Below are 21,364 nucleotides of genomic sequence, written 5' to 3' on the forward strand. Positions count from 1 at the left end.
TCAATGTCATCAAACCCACATCCCGAAATTCTACCCTGTATTACCATGATAGCCGCAGCCGGAGTGGGCAATGAACTGGGTAAGGACAACGACCTGGTCTGGCACCTGCCAGACGATTTCAAACGTTTCAAGACCTTGACCACCGGGCACCATATCATCATGGGAAGGAAGACCTTTGAGTCCTTTCCGAGACTACTTCCCAACCGCACCCATGTGGTTATTTCCCGCAACCCAGATTATAAAGCAGAGGGCGTCATTGTAGTTTCCAGCCTGGAGGCAGCCCTGGCTCAATGCGGGGACGACGAGCAGCCCTTTATCATTGGCGGAGGTGAGATCTACAAACTGGGATTAGCCGTGGCAGATCGGATCGAACTGACCCGGGTTCACGGCCGTTTTGAAGCGGATGCGTTCTTTCCGGAGATCAGCGACGACTGGAAATTGGTTTGGGAAGAACATCACCCCACGGACGACCGCCACAAATACGCCTTCACCTACCTGACCTACGAACGAGTATAGGATGGAATTGCGAGCCTTGATGAAGGAAGCCGGCTTTGATCTGCAAAGCCAACAAACACTTTCAGGAGGCGACATCAACCGAGTTTACAAACTAAATACAGACAAGGGGCCATTTGTCATTAAACTGAATAGCGCCTCCCAATATCCGGGTATGTTTCAAGCCGAAGCCCGTGGTCTAGATTTGTTATCGAAAGCCGACTCACTTCGAATACCAGAAGTGATCCTCAGTGATGAATTTGGAGATCTTAGTTATCTCCTACTCGAGTTTTTAGACAGTGGGCAACCCCAACATGGATTTTGGGAAGCTTTCGGTCATGGGCTAGCTCGTATCCACCAGGAAACACTGCATCATTTCGGACTGGACCACGGTAACTACATAGGGAGTTTACGTCAGACTAACGGACAAGAAGCATCCGCAGTCGAGTTTTACTTAAATCAGCGGTTGTTACCGCAGGTCCAACTGGCCAGAGACCGAGGCTATGCTCTCCATGCATTCGAATCCCTAGCCGTTCGTTTACCAGAGCTGATCCCGGAAGAATTACCCGCTTTGATCCATGGGGATCTTTGGAGCGGTAATTTCATGGTTGGTCCAGATGGTTCCCCGGTGCTAATCGACCCGGCCGTGGCCTACGCCCCCCGTGAGATGGACCTGGGTATGATGTATTTGTTTGGCGGCTTTAGCCCAACCCTATTCGAAGCCTATCACGAGGCTTTCCCTCTGCAACCCGGTTGGAGGGATAGATTAGAGCTCTGGCAGCTGTATTATCTGCTGGTTCACCTGAATTTATTTGGGGGCGGTTACCTGGATGGCGTGAGGCGAATCATACAACGCTATTGTTAAAATAACTGTACTTTTGCCCTCAAAATAACTTGTTTATGAAGGCATATGTCTTCCCCGGACAGGGGGCACAATTCAGCGGGATGGGACAAGACTTGTACGAAGCTTCTTCCCAGGCCAAAGCCATGTTCGAGCAGGCCAATGAAATACTTGGTTTCGACATCACCCGTATCATGTTCGAAGGATCCGCCGACGAACTCAAACAGACCAAGGTCACTCAACCGGCCATCTTCTTGCATTCGACAATCCTAGCCACTGTCCTGGGGGATGAGTTTAGCCCGGACATGGTTGCCGGCCACTCCCTTGGAGAATTTTCGGCCTTGGTGGCCAACCAGGCTTTGCAATTTGAAGATGGGTTGAAACTGGTATCACAACGCGCCCAGGCCATGCAGAAGGCTTGCGAATTACAGCCATCTACCATGGCAGCCGTACTTGGATTGGAAGACGGACAGGTAGAAGAAGTTTGCGCCCAGACCGACGGAATCGTGGTCGCAGCAAACTACAACTGCCCCGGTCAATTGGTGATCTCCGGTGAGGTTGACGCCATCAATATAGCTTGTGAGGCACTGAAAGAGGCCGGCGCTCGCAGAGCATTGGTGCTACCTGTGGGTGGTGCTTTTCACTCTCCCCTCATGGAACCCGCCAGGGAAGAACTGGCTCAGGCTATTGATCAGACTAATTTTGCTAACCCAATCTGTCCTATCTATCAGAATGTGAGCACTACGGCCGTGACAGATCCGGCAGAGATTCAGACTAATTTGGTAGCCCAACTCACTGCCCCGGTCAAATGGACACAGAGCATCAAACAGATGATGGCAGACGGAGCCACTCAATTTATCGAAGTAGGCCCCGGCAATGTACTGCAAGGCCTAGTAAAGAAGGTCGACCGGCAAATGGGAACAGCAAAGGCCGCCCTGTAGGACGACCTTTGAAAAGACTTAGAGCCCTCCAACGGAGGGCTTTTTTTATTTTATAGGCATTCAATTATCGGTCTAAATTTCTGATGCGCCGTTCCCAGCGCCAGGCGGAGTCCAGGGCCTCCTCCAGGCTGTGAATGGCATGCCACCCCAAGACCTCCCTGGCCTTAGTGGTATCTGCATAGACCGAGATCACATCGCCTGGCCTGCGGTCTACCACCTGATAATTCAGGGGCTTACCGCTCACCTTTTCAAAAGCCCTGATGACCTCCAATACCGAGGATCCCTGTCCGGTTCCGATATTAAAGACCTCGTACTTATCCGTATTATTCCCCTGAAATAGTCGCTCCAAGGCAACTACATGGGCCTTGGCCAGATCGACCACATGAATATAATCCCGGATACAGCTACCATCTGCAGTAGGATAATCGTCACCAAATACGGCCAATTGCTCCCTGATACCGGCAGCGGTCTGAGTGATAAAGGGCACCAGGTTGGCCGGTACACCTTTGGGCAGTTCTCCTATCTGGGCAGAAGCATGGGCACCAATAGGATTGAAATAGCGCAGCGAAATGCACTTCAGGCCATAAGCACCACAACTATCGTAAAGGATCTCCTCCCCGATCTGTTTGGTATTTCCATATGGAGAAACTGCAGGCTGCACCGGGCTATCTTCAGTAATGGGGTTCTGCTCAGGCTGCCCGTAAACCGTACAGGAGGAGGAAAAAATAAAGTTCTTCACTCCGTTTTCGTTGCAATTTTGCAACAGATAAACCAAGCTGTTAATGTTGTTCTCGTAGTAGAGCAAAGGGTTCTCCACACTCTCCCCCACGGCCTTTGAAGCCGCAAAATGAATCACTCCATCAATCTGCTGGTGTCGTTTGAAAAGATCCTTGACCCCAGACCGATCCCGTAGGTCCAGCATCTCAAAGGCCGGAGCAGTGCCAGTGATCCCTTGGATACCTTGTAAAACATCTTTATCGGCATTGGAAAGATCGTCCACGACGATCACTTGGTGACCTGCCTCGATCAATTCTACAACAGTATGCGACCCGATATAACCCAAGCCACCAGTTACTAGGACAGTACTCATGAGCCTTGAACGAAATGGATCACCGTGTTGGTGATAAAGTTGATCTGCTCGTCGTCCAGTTCGGTATGCATGGGTAGGGAGATCACTTCCTTGACCAATTGATTGGTCACCGGGAAGTCGGCCTCGTTATAGCGCTCATCCACGTAGGCCTTTTGCTTGTGCAAGGGAATGGGATAATAAACCCCACACGGGATTCCCTGTTCGTTCAGATGCTTTGCCAGGGCGTCCCGGTCTGTATTGACCACTCGCAGCGTGTACTGATGAAAGACATGGCAATCGCAAGTGTCACAGATGAAAGGACAATCATCACAGCTTCCCGTTGGCGTGATAATGTTTTCTATTCCCTTGAATGCTGCAGTATATTTTCGGGCCGCGGTCTGCCTGGCCGCATTGTAACCATCCAAGTTGGGCAACTTAGCACGCAGTACGGTAGCCTGAATGCTGTCCAAACGGGAATTGACTCCCACCACATCGTGGTGATAGCGCTTATACATGCCGTGATTTACTATCCCGCGTATGGTGTGGGCCAGTTCGTCATCGTTAGTAAAGATAGCACCGCCATCACCGTAACAACCCAAATTCTTGGAAGGGAAGAAAGAAGTGGAAGCCACATGACCAATGGTTCCGGTCTTGGACTTGCTACCATCTTTGTGCGTATAACTAGCACCTATCCCCTGGGCATTGTCTTCGATCACATAGAGATCGTGCTGCTTGGCCAGATCCATGAGCGCATCCATCTCGGCCGCCAGGCCAAATAGATGTACCGGCACAATGGCCTTGGTCTTGGGTGTGATGGCTTTTTCGACTGCATCCAAGTCGATATTAAAACTAACCGGATCCACATCTACCAAAACGGGCGTCAGCCCTAAAAGGGCAATGACTTCTACGGTGGCTGCAAAGGTAAAATCTGCCGTGATGACCTCATCACCGGGTTTCAAACCTAGCCCCATCATGGCAATCTGCAGGGCATCTGTCCCGTTGGCGCACGGAATGACGTGTTTGACGCCCAGGTATTTTTCTAATTCGGCTTGGAAAGCGTGTACTTCCGGGCCGTTGATAAAGGCCGCTGAAGCAACAACATCTCGTATGGAACGGTCTACCCGTTCTTTGATTCCTTGGTACTGACCTTGGAGGTCGACCATTTGTATTTTTCTCATAGGTGGTAAAAAATGGCGGTTACCAAAACTACGAAAATTGGGCAGGGTGAACAATGCAATTCGGTCACAATTGGTATTTTAGCTCGTGTAAACACATTCATGCGGCTGCTCTACAACTTCCTGACCTATCTGACAGTCCCCATCCTTTGGCTGGCCGGAGTTTTTAGCCCCAAGATGGGGGAGTTTATGCGCGGCCGAAAAGGGGTTTTCCAAAAGTTGGAGAACGGCCTGGCCCCCAACAAAAAGACGATCTGGTTTCACTGTGCCTCCTTGGGCGAATTTGAACAAGGTGTTCCCATCATGGAAGCCCTGAGAAAAGAACTACCCAATTATCAGATCCTAGTCACCTTCTTTTCACCATCGGGCTTCACCATTAAAAAAGATACCCCCTCGCAGATGCCGTGATCTATCTACCCCTGGACACCCGGGCCAACGCAAGACGCTTAGTGGAGTTGGTCGATCCGGCCATCGCCATTTTTGTGAAATACGAGTTCTGGCCTAACTACCTTTTCGAGCTGGAAAAGCGAAGCATCCCGGCGATATTGGTTTCCGGTCTCTTTAGAAAAGATCAGGCCTTCTTTAAGTGGCATGGTGGACTGCTTAGAAAAGCGCTAGGCACCATGGAACATTATTTTGTGCAGGACCAGCATTCGTCCAGATTGTTGGCAGAATTAGGACAAAAGAATATTACCGTTAGCGGGGATACTCGCTTTGACCGGGTCTCTCATCAAATTGAACAGGACAACCAGCTGGATTTTGCCGATGAGTTCGTCAAGGGTCAACTCTGCCTGGTGGGAGGTAGTACCTGGCCGGAGGATATGGCGGTATTGCTGCCCTTCCTAAACCAAACCAACAATATAAAGACCATTCTGGCTCCCCATACTATGGACAAGGATAAGATCGATGCCATGGTATCCTCTCTGGACAAAAAAGTGATCCGTTACTCGGAAAGGGAAGGTAAAAACCTGGCTGATTACCAAGTACTGATCGTCGACACCATTGGTCTTCTCTCCCGGCTCTATTCCTACGGAGACATTGCCTATGTGGGAGGAGGCATGGGTACTTCTGGCCTACACAACATCCTAGAAGCCGCCACCTTTGGCGTCCCCATCGTCATTGGGAAGAATTATCAGAAGTTCCCCGAGGCAGTTAAGCTGGAAGATATAGCCGGATTACACACGGTTAAGAATGCGGAAGAATGCAGTGATATCCTGACCAAACTGACCACCGATAGACAGTTTAGGGAAAAGACAGGAATGATCTGCGGCCACTATGTGAATTCCAATACCGGGGCCACAGAAACGGTGATGGCCTATTTGCGCAAGCTACACGCTGACGGCCTGGTTTAAATATCTCCTAAAGGACAGCAATTCCATATAGGTCTTGATCACCTCTTGTTGAAAATCTTTCCCTGAGATCTGCTTCTGGCTAAAGGGACGGAAGACGGCAAAATTCGTGCGTTTTAAAAGCTCGATATGAGGATGATCCTTGTCAAAACCCTTGGGTGGTCGGCTAAGTGGTTCAGGATCTACCACCTGGAACATCTTTTTAAATGAAGGCTTATCCAATATTGCTTGTAGCTCCTCTCCATTGTAGTCTATAGCTTCGCGAATGCTGGCCAAGGCTTTGGAAGACGGATGCCAATAACCTCCGCCGACAAAACTCTCGTTCACCCCCAGTTCGATATAAAAATCCCCCTGTTTACTCACCTGATCCAGGCCTGCGCCAAAGTGATCCTTGTAGACCGGGCGGTTAGGGTGATAGAGCAAATTATTGTTGATCCGATTGATGGCCTTCCTTCCCGGGGTATCGAAATAATCCGGATCGATGGCCGCCAGTTGCTGGTTCATGTCCTCCAACCAGTCAATAAAGAAATCCCTGACCGCCATGTACTCCTTGCGGTGCTCGTCCATCCAGGCCTTGTGGTTATTGGCCTGTAAACGTTCTAAAAAATCGAAGAGATGGGCAAAACTCATGCCTGCAGATCCCGGATTTGGCCCTTTAATTCATTCATGGAATTCTGCAATTGCCTGAGCAAATTGCTTTCCGTGGGCTCTTCCAAGCCAAAGGTCAAACGGGAGTTCACCTGCCAGAGTTCCTGAATATCTGAAACGGCCACCTCTATGGGTAGGTATTCCGGGTTAAAGGAAATGAGGCGAACCCGATCTTGGGACCCAGGAATCTTTTGCAATTTCTTGACCAAGACCGAATCTTGCAAGACCACTATATAGATACGGCTGTCCGAGGCTGTGGCCAGGTTGTCCACCGCCCGTCCCAGCACCCAATCGTTGGGACGGATATTGGGCAGCATACTATCCCCTTCTACCTGAAAGCCCCTGTAGGACGCATTGCGGTATTCCGGCAAGGGAAAATTGAAAGTGGGCAAACTCTGAACCCATTCGACATCCTGTACGTTGTGCGGGTAACCCGCTGCAGCTTTCTGGTTGACCAATAAGATAGTCTCTTGTTCGTCCTGATCGATGGTCACCACCTTGGGCCCTACGTCCCCACCGGAGAGATCGGCCTTTTTAGTGTAGCTTTTACCGAACAACCACAGCGGGTTGATCTGGTACTCGTCCAAAAGCTGCATGACTATCTTTCCGGATAGCTTGGTCTTACCGCGTTCGATATCTGCAGTAGTAGCTCCAATTCCTAAATGAGTGGCAAAGGCCTGTTGGGTAAAACCGAGTTCTTCCCGGACTTTTTTAAAACGTTGGGCTTCAATTGGTAGTGGGTCCATGCTCAAATTTAGCAATAATTGGAATATTTCCAAGCTAATTTATGGAATATTTCCAGTCTGAATTTCAGGGAGTTTGGGTAAATTTAGTCCCATGAGTCAACTTTTCTCCCTTTTTATTTCTCGTTTAAAAGCTACCGAACCCGGCCGGTATCTAACCTATATCATTGTGTATTTTTTATGGGGGTTTGGCATGAACGAATTTGGCCAATGGGCCAAGATCGCCCGATTTGAGAATTGGTGGCAGATCATCACCTGCTACATCCTCTATATGATCCCAGTTTCCATCTTTCTCAGACCATACCCATACTGGCAACAATACTTCTATGCCTTACTGCCAATGGGTGTCCTGGAATTTGGGGGATATGCCTTCCAAACTTCCTATGCCTACCCGGAGAATATATTGGACCAGTATTTCGGCATCCGCAATTTTGCCCTGGCTATGACGCTCTTCTTTGGGCTATATATCCCCTTGGGGAATTGGGGAGTAAATAGGATCTATTCCCTTTTTAAGAAATAACTCATCTAGACTTAGCCGCCACTGGTCTACACTAAACGTCCATCCATCGACAATTGTCTTTGGTCAATAAACCATCCTCTTACTTTTATCCTGTTTCTCATGATTAATAGAGCAGACCAGGTGTTAGCCTTAACTCCAACTGCAAATTAAAGTTGCATCTGGCCCAATGAAGAAGCCAAATGATTGATTGATGAGTGTATGGCTAATTTTCATTTAAGTTGGTTTTTGTAAATGCAAATGACTATTTGCGTATTGGTTCAAGCCATACACTAATGTTTGGTTAGTTGAAAGAGGCCGGGTGAACACCCGGTCTTTTTCAGTGTAAAGGCAACCATTTGAATAGCGGATTTGAATTCAGAATGCACAGTAATATAATTTCCACAAATTTCATCGACGATCAGAACTGAATCTAGTTTTGAGAGTCTTATGTCAATCAGGATGAAATAATCGGCTAATTACAAACAGTGAATTTTCTATATAACGGAAAAGGCTAGATCGCGCTGACTAGCCTTTTCCTCTTAACCAAAATTTGTATGGCACAACCAAAGCCATAACACTGCAAACGATTTTACCTTTTACCTTTAAAATTTACAAGATAGGTTTGATTTGATTTTCTCGTTTGTTACCATTTTGGATTACGAGGGCTCAGTCTACACTGAGGTTGGGTATCCATGAGCCCTCGGCACAAGTAAATAATCTACAAGTCGTGGTGTGCAACCACAGCTTGAATATGGAAAAACGTTTTTTGCTTCCAATCTCTATTCGATGGATACACCTTTTATGTCGACGAAATGCAAATTACTTTCGACGAGCTGTTTGTCTACTTCATCGCAAATGATTGAATCTTAAAAAAAGAGAGATTGAATAAAATTGAAGATGATTGAAACTTGTTTTAACTTATAATACTACTTTTGGGCTCTGAGTTTCTTGAAGAATACACATTCGTCGATAATTTATCCCTTCGTGAATCTGAGAAAACAACTTTCGTCTCTCCGTTTACAGCGCGTATCTAATCATCGATACATCGCAGAACTAGATGGATTGCGCTTTATTGCTATTATCAGTGTTGTCCTTTTTCACTCCAATGGAAGATTAAGGGAATATTTTCAAATTGAGTACCCCTTCGTTTCCGATTTTTTGCGCTCGGGTTTTTTTGGTGTAGAAATTTTCTTTGCGATTTCAGGTTATATCCTGTCCTTACATATTCTTAAATCCGAAAGTTTTAGGTACGGAGATTATCTAAAAAGGAGAGTCCTAAGAATAGAGCCACCTTTTATAATTGCCATGTTATTGCAGTACTGCTTGTTGATGATCACCAAACCTGGCATTCGAGAAGATATGACCAGATCGTTGCTGCATGTACTCACTTATACCTCAAATTTTATAGGGGAGAATTTAATCAACGGTATAACATGGTCATTGGAAATAGAAGTACAGTTTTATCTTATTTTGCCTCTCATTCTTTTACTTCGCTATCTTAAGACTCCCGTATTCATTATCTCACTGTTAGTTCTGGGATTGCTGTCTATGAATCTGAATAATTATATAGAGTTCAAATTCATCACGAAGTTCTTCAATTACTTTCTCGTTGGAATATTCATCGCAATCCTTCAAACCAGGAAAATTAAAATAAGGACGCATTTCCCGGGATTCAACATTATTCTCGTTTTTGGAATTTTTCTCTTGTCCATGAAGGGATTACAGGATTGGATCCCAACTCATGTCATCAATATCGTACGACTGTTATTCATGTTGATCCTTTTTAACAATGTACTGATCCTTAAATCCGGAATCCGATTTTTTAAAATACGCTTTGTTGCCTTATTCGGGGGAATGTGTTATACCATCTATTTGTACCACATTATTGTCTTATCCGCTTTTTCCAGACTCATCCTACCTCAGATTAGAGATCTCATAGCCTCAGACAGCCTCTTTTATTGGTTAGGCCTCAGTCTGATGGTCATTTTTTCATTGTTTTTATCTGTCATCCCTTATGTACTCTTTGAACGACCATTTATGTACAGGGATTGGCCCAAGCGAATGCTCGTGCTTCTTGGTTTGGGAAAGAAGAGTGATTAAGGTCAAAAAAACGACGAAAAAACTATCATAAATCCCGAAATGTTTTAAATTTGCTCCCCCTTGTTACAACAACGGGAACGTTCTTTATAGACATGCGAAAATAGCTCAGTTGGTAGAGCGCCACCTTGCCAAGGTGGAGGTCGCGGGTTCGAATCCCGTTTTTCGCTCGAGAAAAGCCGACGCTGTTCGGCTTTTTTTAAGTCCATGCAGAAGTGGTGGAATTGGTAGACACGTTGGACTTAAAATCCAATGGGCAGTAATGCCCGTGCGGGTTCAAGTCCCGCCTTCTGTACAGATGAATATAAACCAAGCACGAATAGTGCTTGGTTTTTTTGTTTTCTGGAGCCACGGAAGTTTACTTCCAAGTGGCGGAGGGAAACAAAAAACTAATGACGGCGGAACGCCGGCTTGGTTTGTATTTTCAAAATGGCCTAGCGGGACTCATCGAGCGAAACGCAGTGAAGCGAGATAATTCCCGCTTCATTAATTCCATTTCCTCATAAATAAGTGGACCCTGAATCAAGTTCAGTGTAACCTTCGTTTGATTCCCGCACCATATACACCTACCCGCCAGCTGGCCCGTTCGCTAAAAATGACTCGGCGGGACTCATCGAGCGAAACGCAGTGAAGCGAGATAATTCCCGCCCTTTTCATTCCCAATTCTCTTTTAAAGTGGACCCTGAATCAAGTTCAGGGTAACCTTCGGTTAATCCCTGCATCACATACGCCCGCCCGCCAGCTGGCCCGTTCGCTAAAAATGTCCACCGGACATTTTCTAAACGCTCGGTCCGGTTTTTTTTCTCAAAATGGACTAGCGGGACTCACCGACCGCAGGGAGATAATTCCCGCATGATAAGTTGGCAGTAAGCATTAAGCATTAAGCATTAAGCAAAATTATTCATCATTCTTATTGCGGAAACCAGACTACCGACTAGTGACTAAATACTACCTACTCGAATAAAAGCTTGCCCTCCAGAAGCAGGGTTAACCCTTTTTACCTTGGGGCCCCTATTCCCCTACCGGCTGCAATCGAGCATTCCAAATCACCAGCTCCTAGCAAAAGGCCACGGCATACTCGGGATTCGTAAACTCCAGATTGGAATTCATGAAATCAAATCGCCAAAACAGATCTAATCCTTTCATGAATTCGACGGGTGATCTTCAGACAACATTCAAGATGTGGAATCACCTCAGACTTCACACCTAACCCAACTAATATCCTAGAAATTACGTCGAGGTTCGTCCGCCATTCGTCTACACTTATTGGGGATCAATCGAAATAAAAAATTTACTGTAAGTGGTCCATTTATGTTTGCTGATGCAAAGCTATCAATAATGAAAAAACGAATCTTAGCCATAGACGACGAGCAAACCATCGGCGTGATCCTGGAGAACTTTCTGGCAGAAGATTACGAGGTTATTACCAAACGCTCTGGAGCCGAAGCGCTGGACTGGTTGGAGACCCTGTTGCCAGACCTCATCATCAGTGATATTCAAATGGAACCTATGGACGGTTTCCAATTACTGCAAGAGATAAGAACCATCGGATACATGCGACACACCCCCGTGATCATGTTATCTGGACGAACCGAAAGTTCGGAGCGTATCAAGTGCTACCAGATGGGCGCACAGGATTATCTCACCAAGCCCTTCAACCCGGAGGAACTGAAAGAAGTCGTAAAAAAGAATCTTTTCCCCATCCATTTTGCGGCCAGCTGGTAAGTTGAAAGCCACTGGAGCAAATGACTGGAAAACAACAAAGCCATGAAACTGCTATACATAGGAAATGACCTGAGCTTCTACAAATCATCCATACAGGATATGAACATGAAGATCGTGCAGGCTCCAAACGGATTCGAAGCTATGCAACTACTGGATACTGAACGAAGTGTCCACGTGATCCTCTGCGAGTATGAGCTCCCGGGAAACCACGGTCTCTTTTTCCACCAGAAGATGCAAGAGAAGAGCAGTAATCTAATGATCCCCTTCATCCTTGTGCAACAGGCCTTCAATCCGCTCATTTTCCGGGAAGCTCGGGAAGCAGGTGTCAGCGACTATTTCGTAAAAGCCGTTAGCGAGGCTTCGCAAATCATTAAGCGCGCCTTATCATTGGCCAGCCGAAACCCGAAACATAACGAGTCTGCTCCAACAGACAACCCACGAATGAAAGTACCCTTGAGTAAACGGCTTTTCGATATCGTATTTGCGTCTTGCGCACTACTGGTGGCCACTCCATTGCTGACGGTAATCATGTTAGCTATCCGACTGGAATCCAAAGGAAAGGTGTACTACATAGCCAAACGGGTTGGACGTAAAACCTTCGATTTCTATAAACTCCGCTCCATGCGACAAGGTTCGGACCAACTGATCAAACAACTGGCCGTAAAGAACAACCAATACAATACAGAATTGACTCAACCCGAAGAGGACCTGGGGAGCTGTCCCCTATGTGCAAAATTACCCGAAGAAACGAACTGTTCTCCTGTTATGTATATCGAAGACGAACAGATCTGCGAGCATTGGCATGCGGAGCGCAGCCGTCGAGCGGCTGAGGCCCAATCCACCTTTATTAAGATCGAGAATGACCCCCGTATCACCCGGGTGGGTAAATTCATCCGGAATACCAGCATCGACGAATTACCCCAACTACTGAACGTGATCAAAGGGGACATGTCCATAGTTGGCAATAGACCCCTACCCATTTACGAAGCTGAACTTCTGACCGAAGACATGATGTCCAAACGCTTTCTTGCACCTGCAGGCATCACAGGCCTTTGGCAGGTAGAACTGAGAGGACGAGGTGGTGTGATGTCCGAAGAGGATCGAATCGCCCTGGACAATAGTTATGCCGATAAGTTCATACATAACAATTACTCCGTCTGGTACGACATCAAACTCATCTTACGCACCATCCCTGCTCTACTGCAGCGAGATACGGTTTAACAAGGACCGAAAGGCCTTTTTTTGTTTTAGGTATATCCCGGAGAAACGACCATTCGTCTACACTTATCTTCGTTCAATCGAAATATAATTACGCCGGCACAGCAGGAATCTAATTTTGTAGTATCAAACCGACAAATGATACTGAAATGAAAATCAAGTTCACCATTTGCTGCATACTGCTAAGCGGAATTTACTTTTTCGGCTTTGCACAGCCGATGCCGCAGGAGGCTACTACCCCAGCACTGGATCTGATCCTTCCGGATCTGGATGTATTTGTTGACGGAGCCTTGGCCAAGAATGGGATGCTGAACTACCGAAAATTGGATCTCGAGGTTCGGGAATCTGATGTAAAGACCCAACGTCGCCTCTGGACCCAGAATATGGGAATACGAGGAGACGTCCGATACGGTACATTCAACAATTTTGTTACCAATGTAGAGGGAGTAAACAACTCGGCCATCACCACCTTCAGTGAGCAGATCAACTACGGAATTGGCCTGTACATCCAGCTCCCGATCTTCGACATCTTCAACACGAACAACCAGACCAAACGCGCGAAAGTACAAGTGTCTCAGGCCCAAAGCCTGGTCGAGGATCAACAGCTCATCATTCGTGAATTGGTCATTCGTCAATACGAAGACCTGCAACTCAAGTTTGAGCTACTCAAGATACACTCTACTAACTACGGTAATGCCAAGGTCAACATGGAAATGGTAGAGAAAGAATTCCGCAATGGCCAGTTGATCGTCTACGAATACGTCCGCCTGGGAGACATTACCGCGAGAATCCAAACCGATTATGAAAAAGCCAAATCTGATTATCTCCTGGCCAAGCAGGTCTTGGAGAATACCTCTGGCATAAGCATACAATGATGAAACTCATCGATTTTTTCAAATTAGTGCTGCGACACAAGGTGGTGCTGATCGGCACACCCATCGTACTAGCCGGGCTAGTACTGGTGTTAACCACCAACCCCAAGTACGATTACTATTCAGAAACCATGCTCTACACCGGCTTAGCCTCCGGTTCGTCTGTAGAGATGGAAAAGTCGTTCAACTACTTTGCCACCAACATCGCCTTTGACAACCTGATCAACATTGTCAATTCCAGGGAGACCCAGGAGGAAGTAGCGATCCGATTGCTGAGTCAGCACCTGCTGCTGGACAGCTACAATCCCCGCTACATTTCCGAAGACTCCTACCAAAAACTGATGGAAACCGTTCCTGATGAGATCTTCCAAATGGTGGTCCGGGAAGGATCGGACAGCAGCAAAGTAACAACCACCGATGACGACCAATTGGCCGCTCTCTTTCCGAGCACGATTTCCCGGTCGGACTACGAGCAAACTGTGGCCAAGCTGTCCGAGTATATGCGGAGCAGCAACACCAATTTTGTCTACGAACTGTTGAATTATGAAGATGAGCACTACTCCATTAAAGCCATTTCAGAGATCAAAGCGGTTCGAATGTCCAACAGTGACTTGGTCAAGATCAGTTACCAGATGGACGATCCGGGTATCTGCCAGCAGACCTTAGCTATCTTTTCAGAGGTCTGCCAAAGGAGATACCAGGATATCAAAGAGAATAGCTCTGATGCCGTGGTCAAGTACTTTGAAGAGCAGCTACGGATGGCAGAAGACAAACTAAAACAGGCCGAGAACACCTTGTTGGAATTCAATAAGGACAACAACATCATCAACTACTATGAACAAAGTAAAGCGGTAGCCATTGTCAAGGAAGAGATGGAGGTCGATTACAACAAAAAGAAAGCAGCATTGGCGGGTGCCCTGGCCGCTACCCAGACCATAGAGGAAAAGATCGCCATCCAAGACAGGGTGCAAGCCAAAAGTCAGGCCGTACTGGATAAAAAACGGCGCTTAGGCGACCTCAATTTTGAGGTGGCCATGGTAGAATCTTCTACCCTTGACCAGGAGGCCAAATCCGCTAGACTCACTGCGTTGAAAGAGGAAGCTAGCCGTTTGGATCAGGAAATCAGAACGGGCGTAAACGAATTGTACTCCTACCAGAATTCCATTGAAGGAGTACCCCTTAAAAAGACCCTGCCAGATTGGATGGACAACACGGTCAAATCTGAAGACCTGAAGGCCGAGTTGGACGCCATGGACGACAGGAATGAAGAGTTTCAACGTCGCTATGCCGACTATGCTCCAGCAGGGGCAAACTTAAAACGCATTGAGCGAGAGATCGCTGTTGCCGAGGAAGGCTACCTGGATATCCTGCACGGACTAAACCTGGCCAAACTGAAATCCCAGGACAACGAGTTGAGCTCTAACCTGAAGACCTTCGACCCACCCTATTTTCCACTATCCCCTATTCCGACTAAGCGGAAGTTGTTATTGATTGCTTCCGTCTTTGTCGGATTTATTGTGGTACTGGCCGTCATCCTGGTCATGGAATACTTTGACAATACGCTGAAGAATCTAAAAAATGCCAGTAAGAAGATCCAATTGCCTGCCCTTGGTGTAATTCCCAAGATCCGTTTGAATCCCGGGCAAGTAGACCAAACGATCGTCTTACAGCGATTGATGCAGATCATCATGCAGAAATTAAAGCGTGCCTGCCACGAGCAAGGTATGGAAGTAAGTACCAAGACCATACTCATGATCAGCACCCAAGCCAGGGAGGGCAAAACCGTCATGGGTAAGAACATGGGGCTGTTCCTGGCCAATCAAGGTAAACGTGTACTGGTGCTTAACTACGAGCAACACAGATCATCCCCCAAACAAAATAGCAGGGTCTCGTTGACCCACAAGCTATTGGGTTATCCCGATCCACGCGTAGATCAGCAGCATGAATTCTTACAAGTAGATGAGCAGTCCTGGGGAATAGTCGATACAGCCACTTACACCCTGAACGACTCTTTTAATGCGGTTAGTTCTTATACCGACATCCTGAAGCAAAACAAGATTAGCTCAGATTTCGCACCCCATTACGTCATCGTGGAATTGCCTGGGCTACTGAATCACACTTACCCCATGGACCTGGTCGCTCAAGCCGATCTATCTGTGTTGGTCTGCCGTTCCAACCGATTGTGGAGTGAAGCAGACAAGACCCTGATCGATAACCTCAAGACTTTGACCAACGATCGCCTACAGTTTGTCCTGAACGGGGTCGAATTGGAAGAGATCGAAGCTGTACTGGGCGATCTGCCCAAGGACCGTTCGCAGGTTCGTTCCAGGCTAAAGAATATGCTGCGTTTCCAATTTTATGCCGGGAACCGGATCTAATGCACAGAAATAAACGGATTGGATAACCCAAGTAACGTGAAACAGCTACTCAGCAAACTCATCCGGGAAGATAACTTCCTGTCATTGGCTGGCAACCTGCTGATCGCCCTGATCGGGGTGGGTGGGTTTGCCATCCTAGCTAGAAGTCTTCCCAAAGAGGCTTTTGGGCAGTGGGTGTTGTTCATAGCCGGGCCTCGCTTATCGAAATGATCCGCTTTGGCATAACCAGCATTGGTCTGGTCCGGTTTCTCTCCGGTGCAAATCGGAAAGAGACGGAGGCCTTAATTGGTGCTAATGTGGTCATTGGGCTGGTTGCTTCTGTACTGGTTGCCATCCTTTTGTGGACCATCGACGCCAACTTGGGTGAGCAGATCGTCGGAACCGGTTTTGAACTATTCTTTCGGTACTACCCCATTATGATCCTGGTCAATCTGCCCTGGAACAATGCAGTTAGCATCCTTCAAGCCCAAATGGGTTTTGGCAGAATACTCCTGATCAAGGCCATAAACAGCGGATTGTTCTTTAGCTGTTTATTGGTGCATCTGTTGATACAACCACTGAGCCTGGACCAACTGATCGGTTGCCTGATCGCTGTAAATGCCCTGGCCTCCACGGTCACCGTGGTCAAAGGTTGGGATGGTCTGGCCATAATCGGCCGAACCAGCAAAAAGGCCATAAACACCCTCTTGAACTTTGGGAAATACACCACCTTTACTTTGATCGGGACCAATTTGCTCCGAAACGCAGACACCTTCCTGATCAGCTTGAGTCCGCTGGGACCCGCAGCTGTAGCCCTCTATAGCATCCCTTTAAAACTGACCGAATTGCAGCAGATCCCTTTGCGAAGTTTTGTAGCAACTGCTTTCCCAAAGATGTCCAAAGCCAGTGGAACAGGAAATATCGCCGGACTGAAAAAATTATTCTACAGCTACTCTGGTGCTCTGAGCATACTCTTTGCCACCGGAAGTATTTTGACCTTTCTGTTTGCCGATCTCCTGGTATTGATCCTGTCCGGCAGTCAATATGCAGGAACTGACCCTATAACCGGTTTTAATGCAGCTGATATCCTGCGTGTATTTTCGATCTACGGATTATTGCTGCCTTTGGACCGTATGACCGGTATTGCACTGGACAGCATCAACAAGCCTCAGATCAACGCCGTTAAAGTGGCTTTAATGGTGTTATTGAACATCATTGGAGACCTCATCGCCATCTTCGTTTTTGAGTCGCTTATGCTAGTGGCGGTGGCTACCATCCTCTTCACGCTGATGGGAATACTGCTAGGCATGTATTTTTTGAACAAGCAAATTGAGTTGCGTTACAACCCCATTTGGAAGTCCGGTTTTGCATTCTATCATTCAGGTTGGAAAAACATGGTTTCCAAAATTCGCAAAAACTCGATCCCTAACACAACAACTGATATCCGATGAACCTGACTAGGAACAACAACCCTTTTGAGCAGGTTTCCGGGCAAGCACGCCTGGCCAGACCTATTCTGTTGGTTGGCATTGGCATAGCCACTGCAGTATCGGCCGTCATTGTGGCTAAGTTAGAATTGCTAGGTGTGATCTTTTGCCTGGGAGTGGTTGGACTAGCCTTTTACCTGAATTTGATCTTTAAGAACCCCCGGCTGGGCGTACTTTCGGTCCTTGTGATGGGATTTCTGGCCACTGGCCTGTCCCGCTATGTACAATTACCCTGGGGCCTTTGCGTCGATGGGTTGATCGCCTTGACCTACCTCGCCTTATTCTTTAAAGGATTTGAGACCAAACTCAAATGGAGGAACGCAAAATCTGGCCTGACGCTAGTTACCGTGCTCTGGATGGTCTACGTACTCTTTCAATTGATAAACCCGGAGGCCGTTAGCCTGGAAGCCTGGTTCTATGCCATGCGCGGATTGGCCATGTACCAGTGGCTGCTGATCCCTTTGGCCTTCCTGCTGTTTAACAAACCTCGGGATCTCAAGATCTTTTTCTGGATCTGGGGGATCTTGTCTGTCCTTGGAACACTGAAGGGCTTTCAACAGTTCTTCCTAGGTGTAGATCCTTGGGAACAGAATTGGTTGAACCAGGGAGGAGCAGAGACCCATGTCCTTTTTAGCAAACTGAGAATATTCTCCTTCTATTCAGATGCCGGGCAGTTCGGTGCCTCCCAAGGACATACGGCTGTCGTATTTGGTATCCTGGCCTTGTTTAACAGGCACAACCATCGTCTGCGAATGTTCTTTGTGGCAGTGGCCCTGGCCGGTCTGGTGGGAATGGTGATCTCCGGAACCCGGGGAGCCCTGGCTGTTCCGGCCATAGGAGGGATCGTCTTTTTGATCCTTAGAAAGAACCTGCCCATACTGATACTGGGCGGATTACTGGGAGTGGGTGTCTATATCTTTTTTGCCCATACCAATATTGGACAGGGCAATGCGGAGATCCGGAGGATGCGGACAGCCTTCGACCCCAACGAGGCCTCACTGCAGGTCAGACTGGACAATCAGAAAAAACTAAGCGGCTACCTAGCATCCAGACCCTTTGGCGGAGGCGTCGGATCAGCCGGGAATTGGGGGCAACGCTTTACCCCACATACCTTCCTGGCCAATACAGCTACCGACAGCTGGTATGTCATGATCTGGGCCGAGACCGGTGCTGTAGGCCTAAGTATCTACCTGATCATCATCTTGTCGATCTTGGTCAAAGGGGCCTATCACGTGATGGCGAAAATCAAAGATCCGTGGCTCAATACCCAAATAACGGCCCTCGTTTGTGGAATGGCCGGAATCATGGCGGCCTCCTATGGTAATGGGGTGTTTGGACAATTCCCGACCGGTATTCTGATGTACCTGGGGATGGTCTTTATGTTCCTGGCCCCAAAGTGGGAGAAGCAGTACCGGAACACCTTGAAAAAGCAGCTGTATTAAACCAGTTACTACTCGATAAAATGGGGCCATGGCCTCATTTTCTGTTTTTGGCCCATCTAGCCTATTCGACCATTCGTCTACACTTATCCTCGATCAATCGAAATATAAATTCCCCACCCCGGCAGGAAACTAAGTTTGGGGTATTTAAGGAGCTGACCAAGCCCAAACAACAGCGAACAGCGAGAATTAAACAGCGCATCATGAATTACAAAGCCATTAAAGACCTCAATGAGATCATCCTCAAAAAACTACATCTGATCCCTCGAAATATCGATCTGATCGTAGGGGTGCCACGCAGCGGAATGCTACCAGCTAATTTGCTGGCCCTCTACCTCAACAGGCCATATACGGATATCGATTCTTTTCTCTCAGGCCACATATACAAGGCTGGTGCCCGCGGACAATTCATTAACATTTCAGAGATCAAGAAGGTATTGGTGGTCGATGACAGCATCGCCTCGGGATCGGCCATGAAGGAAGTCAGGCACAAACTGGCTCAGCTGGAAGGTGACTTTCAGATCAGTTACGCCGCTGTTTATGTGGTTCCCGGGAAGGAGAAAGAAGTGGACTTTAGTTTTGAATCTGTTGCCACACCGCGCTACTTCCAGTGGAACATCTTTAACCACAGTAGCCTGGAAAAATCCTGTTTTGACATAGACGGGGTGTTGTGTGTAGATCCTACCGACGAGCAGAATGACGACGGAGAAAAATACCGGGAGTTCCTGCTAAATGCCGAGCCCCTGTATATCCCGGGAAGCAAACTGGGAACCTTAGTCACCTCTCGTTTGGAGAAATACCGAAAAGAGACAGAGACCTGGTTAGATAAGCACAACATCGAATATGACAAGCTGGTCATGCTAGACCTGCCGAACGCCAAGGCTCGTCAACGGGCCAATAACCACGGACAGCACAAGGCCAAACACTACCTGGAGGCTCCGTTCAAACTATTTGTGGAAAGCGACCTCCACCAAGCCATGGAGATTAACCGAATTTCCAAGAAGCCTGTCTTCTGTACGGCCAATTTCGAGATGGTGTACCACTCACAATCCCTGGTTTACAATTTAAAGAGCGGAAAGTACCTGCCCTTTGTGCGCAAGATCGCACTCAAGTTGCGGGATATCATCCAAGGAAACTCCTTAACCACTGCTCCTACCGAGAGCCGGTCATTTAGTTCCATCAAATAAAGCACCTGATCATGGAAGTAATCATTAGCTGTCTTGCAACAATCGAACTCCTGCTCTTTGCCTACCTGGCGGTCTCGGGGGCTTATATCCTGGTCTTCGCCCTGGCCGGTCGTTTCCGCAAGAAGCAATCTTATCTGTCGGAAAGAACGAACCGCATTGCGGTTTTGATCCCGGGATATAAAGAAGATGCCGTCATTGTGGATGTCGCCCGACAAGCGCTGGAACAAGACTACCCCGCTGACCACTACCGAGTGTATGTGATAGCGGATTCATTCCAGGATCGAACCCTGAAGCAGTTAAGTCAATTGGATATCGAGCTGATCGAGGTCAGCTTTGAACAAAGCACTAAAAGCAAGGCCCTGAACAAGGCCATGGAACGGATCACACTACCATACGATATGGCCGTGATCCTGGATGCCGACAATGTGATGAAAACCGACTTCCTGAACCGCATCAACCAGGCCTACAACAACGGGCATAGCGTAATCCAAGGCCGACGCTTAGCCAAGAACGACAATACGGCCTTTGCCATATTGGACGGGATCAGTGAGGCCATTAACAACCACATCTTCCGGCAAGGGCACCGGGCTATGGGGCTTTCTTCCGGCATCATTGGTTCCGGTATGGCCTTCGAATACAGCCTGTTCAAAACCCTGATGAAGTCCGTTCAGGCAGTGGGAGGTTTTGACAAAGAATTGGAATTTCGCCTTTTTCAGCAGGGGGTTTCCATAGAATATTTAAAGGATGCCCTGGTCTTCGACGAGAAGATCCAGCAGGTCAGTGACTTTAAAAATCAGCGTCGCCGCTGGTTGTCCACCAATGGGATCTACCTCAAGAAATTTTACCGGACAGCCTGGAAACAATTAATCGGCCAGGGAAACCTGGATATGGCCGACAAGCTATTCCAGATGGTGCTGCCCCCACGCGTATTGTTACTGGGCAGTGTGTTTCTCCTAAGCGGGCTGATTGCATTACTGCAGTTCAGTGAATTCGGTGAGTCGCTTTGGGTACCGGCAAATGCCTGGTATGCACTACTGGGTGCTGTCGTACTAACCTTCGGTATCTCTACACCCCGATCGTATTACAACTGGGCCACATTAAAAGCCGCCCTGGCCATACCCAAAGCCTTTGTGGTGATGTTCGGGCTGCTCTTCAAGTTGAAAGGAGCGAACAAAGAATTCATTCACACCCAACATCACCAGGTGAATTCTTAATCTGGAAAGGT

The 21,364-nt window shown here is 47.7% G+C and carries 18 protein-coding genes, 2 tRNA genes and 1 pseudogene; 17 read left to right on the forward strand and 4 right to left on the reverse strand.

Annotation, left to right across the window (positions count from 1 at the left end; genetic code table 11):
* Positions 1-3: 3 nt before the first annotated feature.
* From BST85_RS09325 to fabD, 3 genes are read left to right on the forward strand one after another with little or no spacing between them, the layout of a single operon-like run.
* The gene (locus BST85_RS09325) at positions 4-516 is read left to right on the forward strand and encodes a dihydrofolate reductase (RefSeq protein WP_245917666.1); all 513 of its coding nucleotides are present in this window, start codon (positions 4-6) and stop codon (positions 514-516) included.
* Position 517: 1 nt separating this feature from the next.
* A complete protein-coding gene (locus tag BST85_RS09330) occupies positions 518-1,357 on the forward strand; it encodes a fructosamine kinase family protein (protein ID WP_245917667.1) in 840 nt (279 codons plus the stop codon).
* Between the two features lie 35 nt (positions 1,358-1,392).
* Positions 1,393-2,274: an ACP S-malonyltransferase gene (fabD, locus tag BST85_RS09335; RefSeq protein WP_104813004.1), complete on the forward strand. Its 882-nt coding sequence runs from the start codon at positions 1,393-1,395 to the stop codon at positions 2,272-2,274.
* 64 nt (positions 2,275-2,338) lie between these two features.
* Here fabD and galE read toward each other — a convergent pair whose 3' ends face one another.
* Entirely contained in the window at positions 2,339-3,364 is a 1,026-nt protein-coding gene (galE, locus tag BST85_RS09340) for a UDP-glucose 4-epimerase GalE (protein ID WP_104813005.1), read from the reverse strand.
* Entirely contained in the window at positions 3,361-4,521 is a 1,161-nt protein-coding gene (locus tag BST85_RS09345) for a DegT/DnrJ/EryC1/StrS family aminotransferase (protein ID WP_104813006.1), read from the reverse strand. Before BST85_RS09345 ends, galE begins: the two co-directional genes overlap by 4 nt.
* A gap of 186 nt (positions 4,522-4,707) precedes the next feature.
* Here BST85_RS09345 and BST85_RS09350 point away from each other — a divergent pair.
* Positions 4,708-5,870 (forward strand): annotated as a pseudogene (locus BST85_RS09350) (3-deoxy-D-manno-octulosonic acid transferase).
* Here the strand turns inward: BST85_RS09350 and BST85_RS09355 are convergent.
* Both BST85_RS09355 and BST85_RS09360 read right to left on the reverse strand, forming a co-directional pair.
* Positions 5,847-6,497, reverse strand: a complete 651-nt coding sequence (locus BST85_RS09355; protein WP_104813007.1) for a DUF2461 domain-containing protein — start codon at positions 6,495-6,497, stop codon at positions 5,847-5,849. The pseudogene BST85_RS09350 and the gene BST85_RS09355 sit on opposite strands and share 24 nt — an antisense overlap.
* Positions 6,494-7,261: an XRE family transcriptional regulator gene (locus BST85_RS09360; RefSeq protein WP_104813008.1), complete on the reverse strand. Its 768-nt coding sequence runs from the start codon at positions 7,259-7,261 to the stop codon at positions 6,494-6,496. Before BST85_RS09360 ends, BST85_RS09355 begins: the two co-directional genes overlap by 4 nt.
* A gap of 91 nt (positions 7,262-7,352) precedes the next feature.
* Here BST85_RS09360 and BST85_RS09365 point away from each other — a divergent pair, with 91 nt between their 5' ends.
* From BST85_RS09365 to BST85_RS09420, 13 genes are all read left to right on the forward strand, one after another.
* Entirely contained in the window at positions 7,353-7,778 is a 426-nt protein-coding gene (locus BST85_RS09365) for a hypothetical protein (protein ID WP_245917668.1), read from the forward strand.
* 963 nt (positions 7,779-8,741) lie between these two features.
* Positions 8,742-9,857: an acyltransferase family protein gene (locus BST85_RS09370; RefSeq protein ID WP_181039997.1), complete on the forward strand. Its 1,116-nt coding sequence runs from the start codon at positions 8,742-8,744 to the stop codon at positions 9,855-9,857.
* A gap of 94 nt (positions 9,858-9,951) precedes the next feature.
* Positions 9,952-10,024: transfer RNA gene (locus BST85_RS09375), tRNA-Gly, on the forward strand.
* A 39-nt stretch (positions 10,025-10,063) separates the two neighbouring features.
* A tRNA-Leu gene (locus BST85_RS09380) sits at positions 10,064-10,149 on the forward strand.
* Between the two features lie 1,043 nt (positions 10,150-11,192).
* Complete coding sequence (locus tag BST85_RS09385; RefSeq protein WP_104813969.1) at positions 11,193-11,579, forward strand: response regulator; 387 nt, start codon at positions 11,193-11,195, stop codon at positions 11,577-11,579.
* 42 nt (positions 11,580-11,621) lie between these two features.
* Positions 11,622-12,800, forward strand: coding sequence for a sugar transferase (locus BST85_RS09390; RefSeq protein WP_104813010.1), 1,179 nt, complete (start codon positions 11,622-11,624; stop codon positions 12,798-12,800).
* A 146-nt stretch (positions 12,801-12,946) separates the two neighbouring features.
* Positions 12,947-13,672, forward strand: coding sequence for a TolC family protein (locus BST85_RS09395; RefSeq protein ID WP_104813011.1), 726 nt, complete (start codon positions 12,947-12,949; stop codon positions 13,670-13,672).
* Complete coding sequence (locus tag BST85_RS09400) at positions 13,669-16,047, forward strand: hypothetical protein (RefSeq protein WP_104813012.1); 2,379 nt, start codon at positions 13,669-13,671, stop codon at positions 16,045-16,047. The genes BST85_RS09395 and BST85_RS09400 overlap by 4 nt, the downstream gene beginning before the upstream one ends.
* A gap of 36 nt (positions 16,048-16,083) precedes the next feature.
* The gene (locus BST85_RS14345) at positions 16,084-16,257 is read left to right on the forward strand and encodes a hypothetical protein (RefSeq protein WP_181039998.1); all 174 of its coding nucleotides are present in this window, start codon (positions 16,084-16,086) and stop codon (positions 16,255-16,257) included.
* Positions 16,254-17,477 (forward strand): lipopolysaccharide biosynthesis protein, encoded by a 1,224-nt coding sequence (locus tag BST85_RS09405; RefSeq protein WP_146090698.1) that lies wholly within the window; start codon positions 16,254-16,256, stop codon positions 17,475-17,477. The genes BST85_RS14345 and BST85_RS09405 overlap by 4 nt, the downstream gene beginning before the upstream one ends.
* A complete protein-coding gene (locus BST85_RS09410; protein ID WP_104813014.1) occupies positions 17,474-18,955 on the forward strand; it encodes an O-antigen ligase family protein in 1,482 nt (493 codons plus the stop codon). Before BST85_RS09405 ends, BST85_RS09410 begins: the two co-directional genes overlap by 4 nt.
* A gap of 200 nt (positions 18,956-19,155) precedes the next feature.
* Positions 19,156-20,139 carry a phosphoribosyltransferase family protein gene (locus BST85_RS09415; protein ID WP_104813970.1) on the forward strand — a complete coding sequence of 328 codons (984 nt, stop codon included), beginning with the start codon at positions 19,156-19,158 and terminating at the stop codon, positions 20,137-20,139.
* A gap of 11 nt (positions 20,140-20,150) precedes the next feature.
* The gene (locus BST85_RS09420; protein WP_104813015.1) at positions 20,151-21,353 is read left to right on the forward strand and encodes a glycosyltransferase family 2 protein; all 1,203 of its coding nucleotides are present in this window, start codon (positions 20,151-20,153) and stop codon (positions 21,351-21,353) included.
* Positions 21,354-21,364: the final 11 nt, after the last annotated feature.

Source organism: Aureitalea marina, assembly GCF_002943755.1.
Lineage (GTDB): Bacteria > Bacteroidota > Bacteroidia > Flavobacteriales > Flavobacteriaceae > Aureitalea > Aureitalea marina.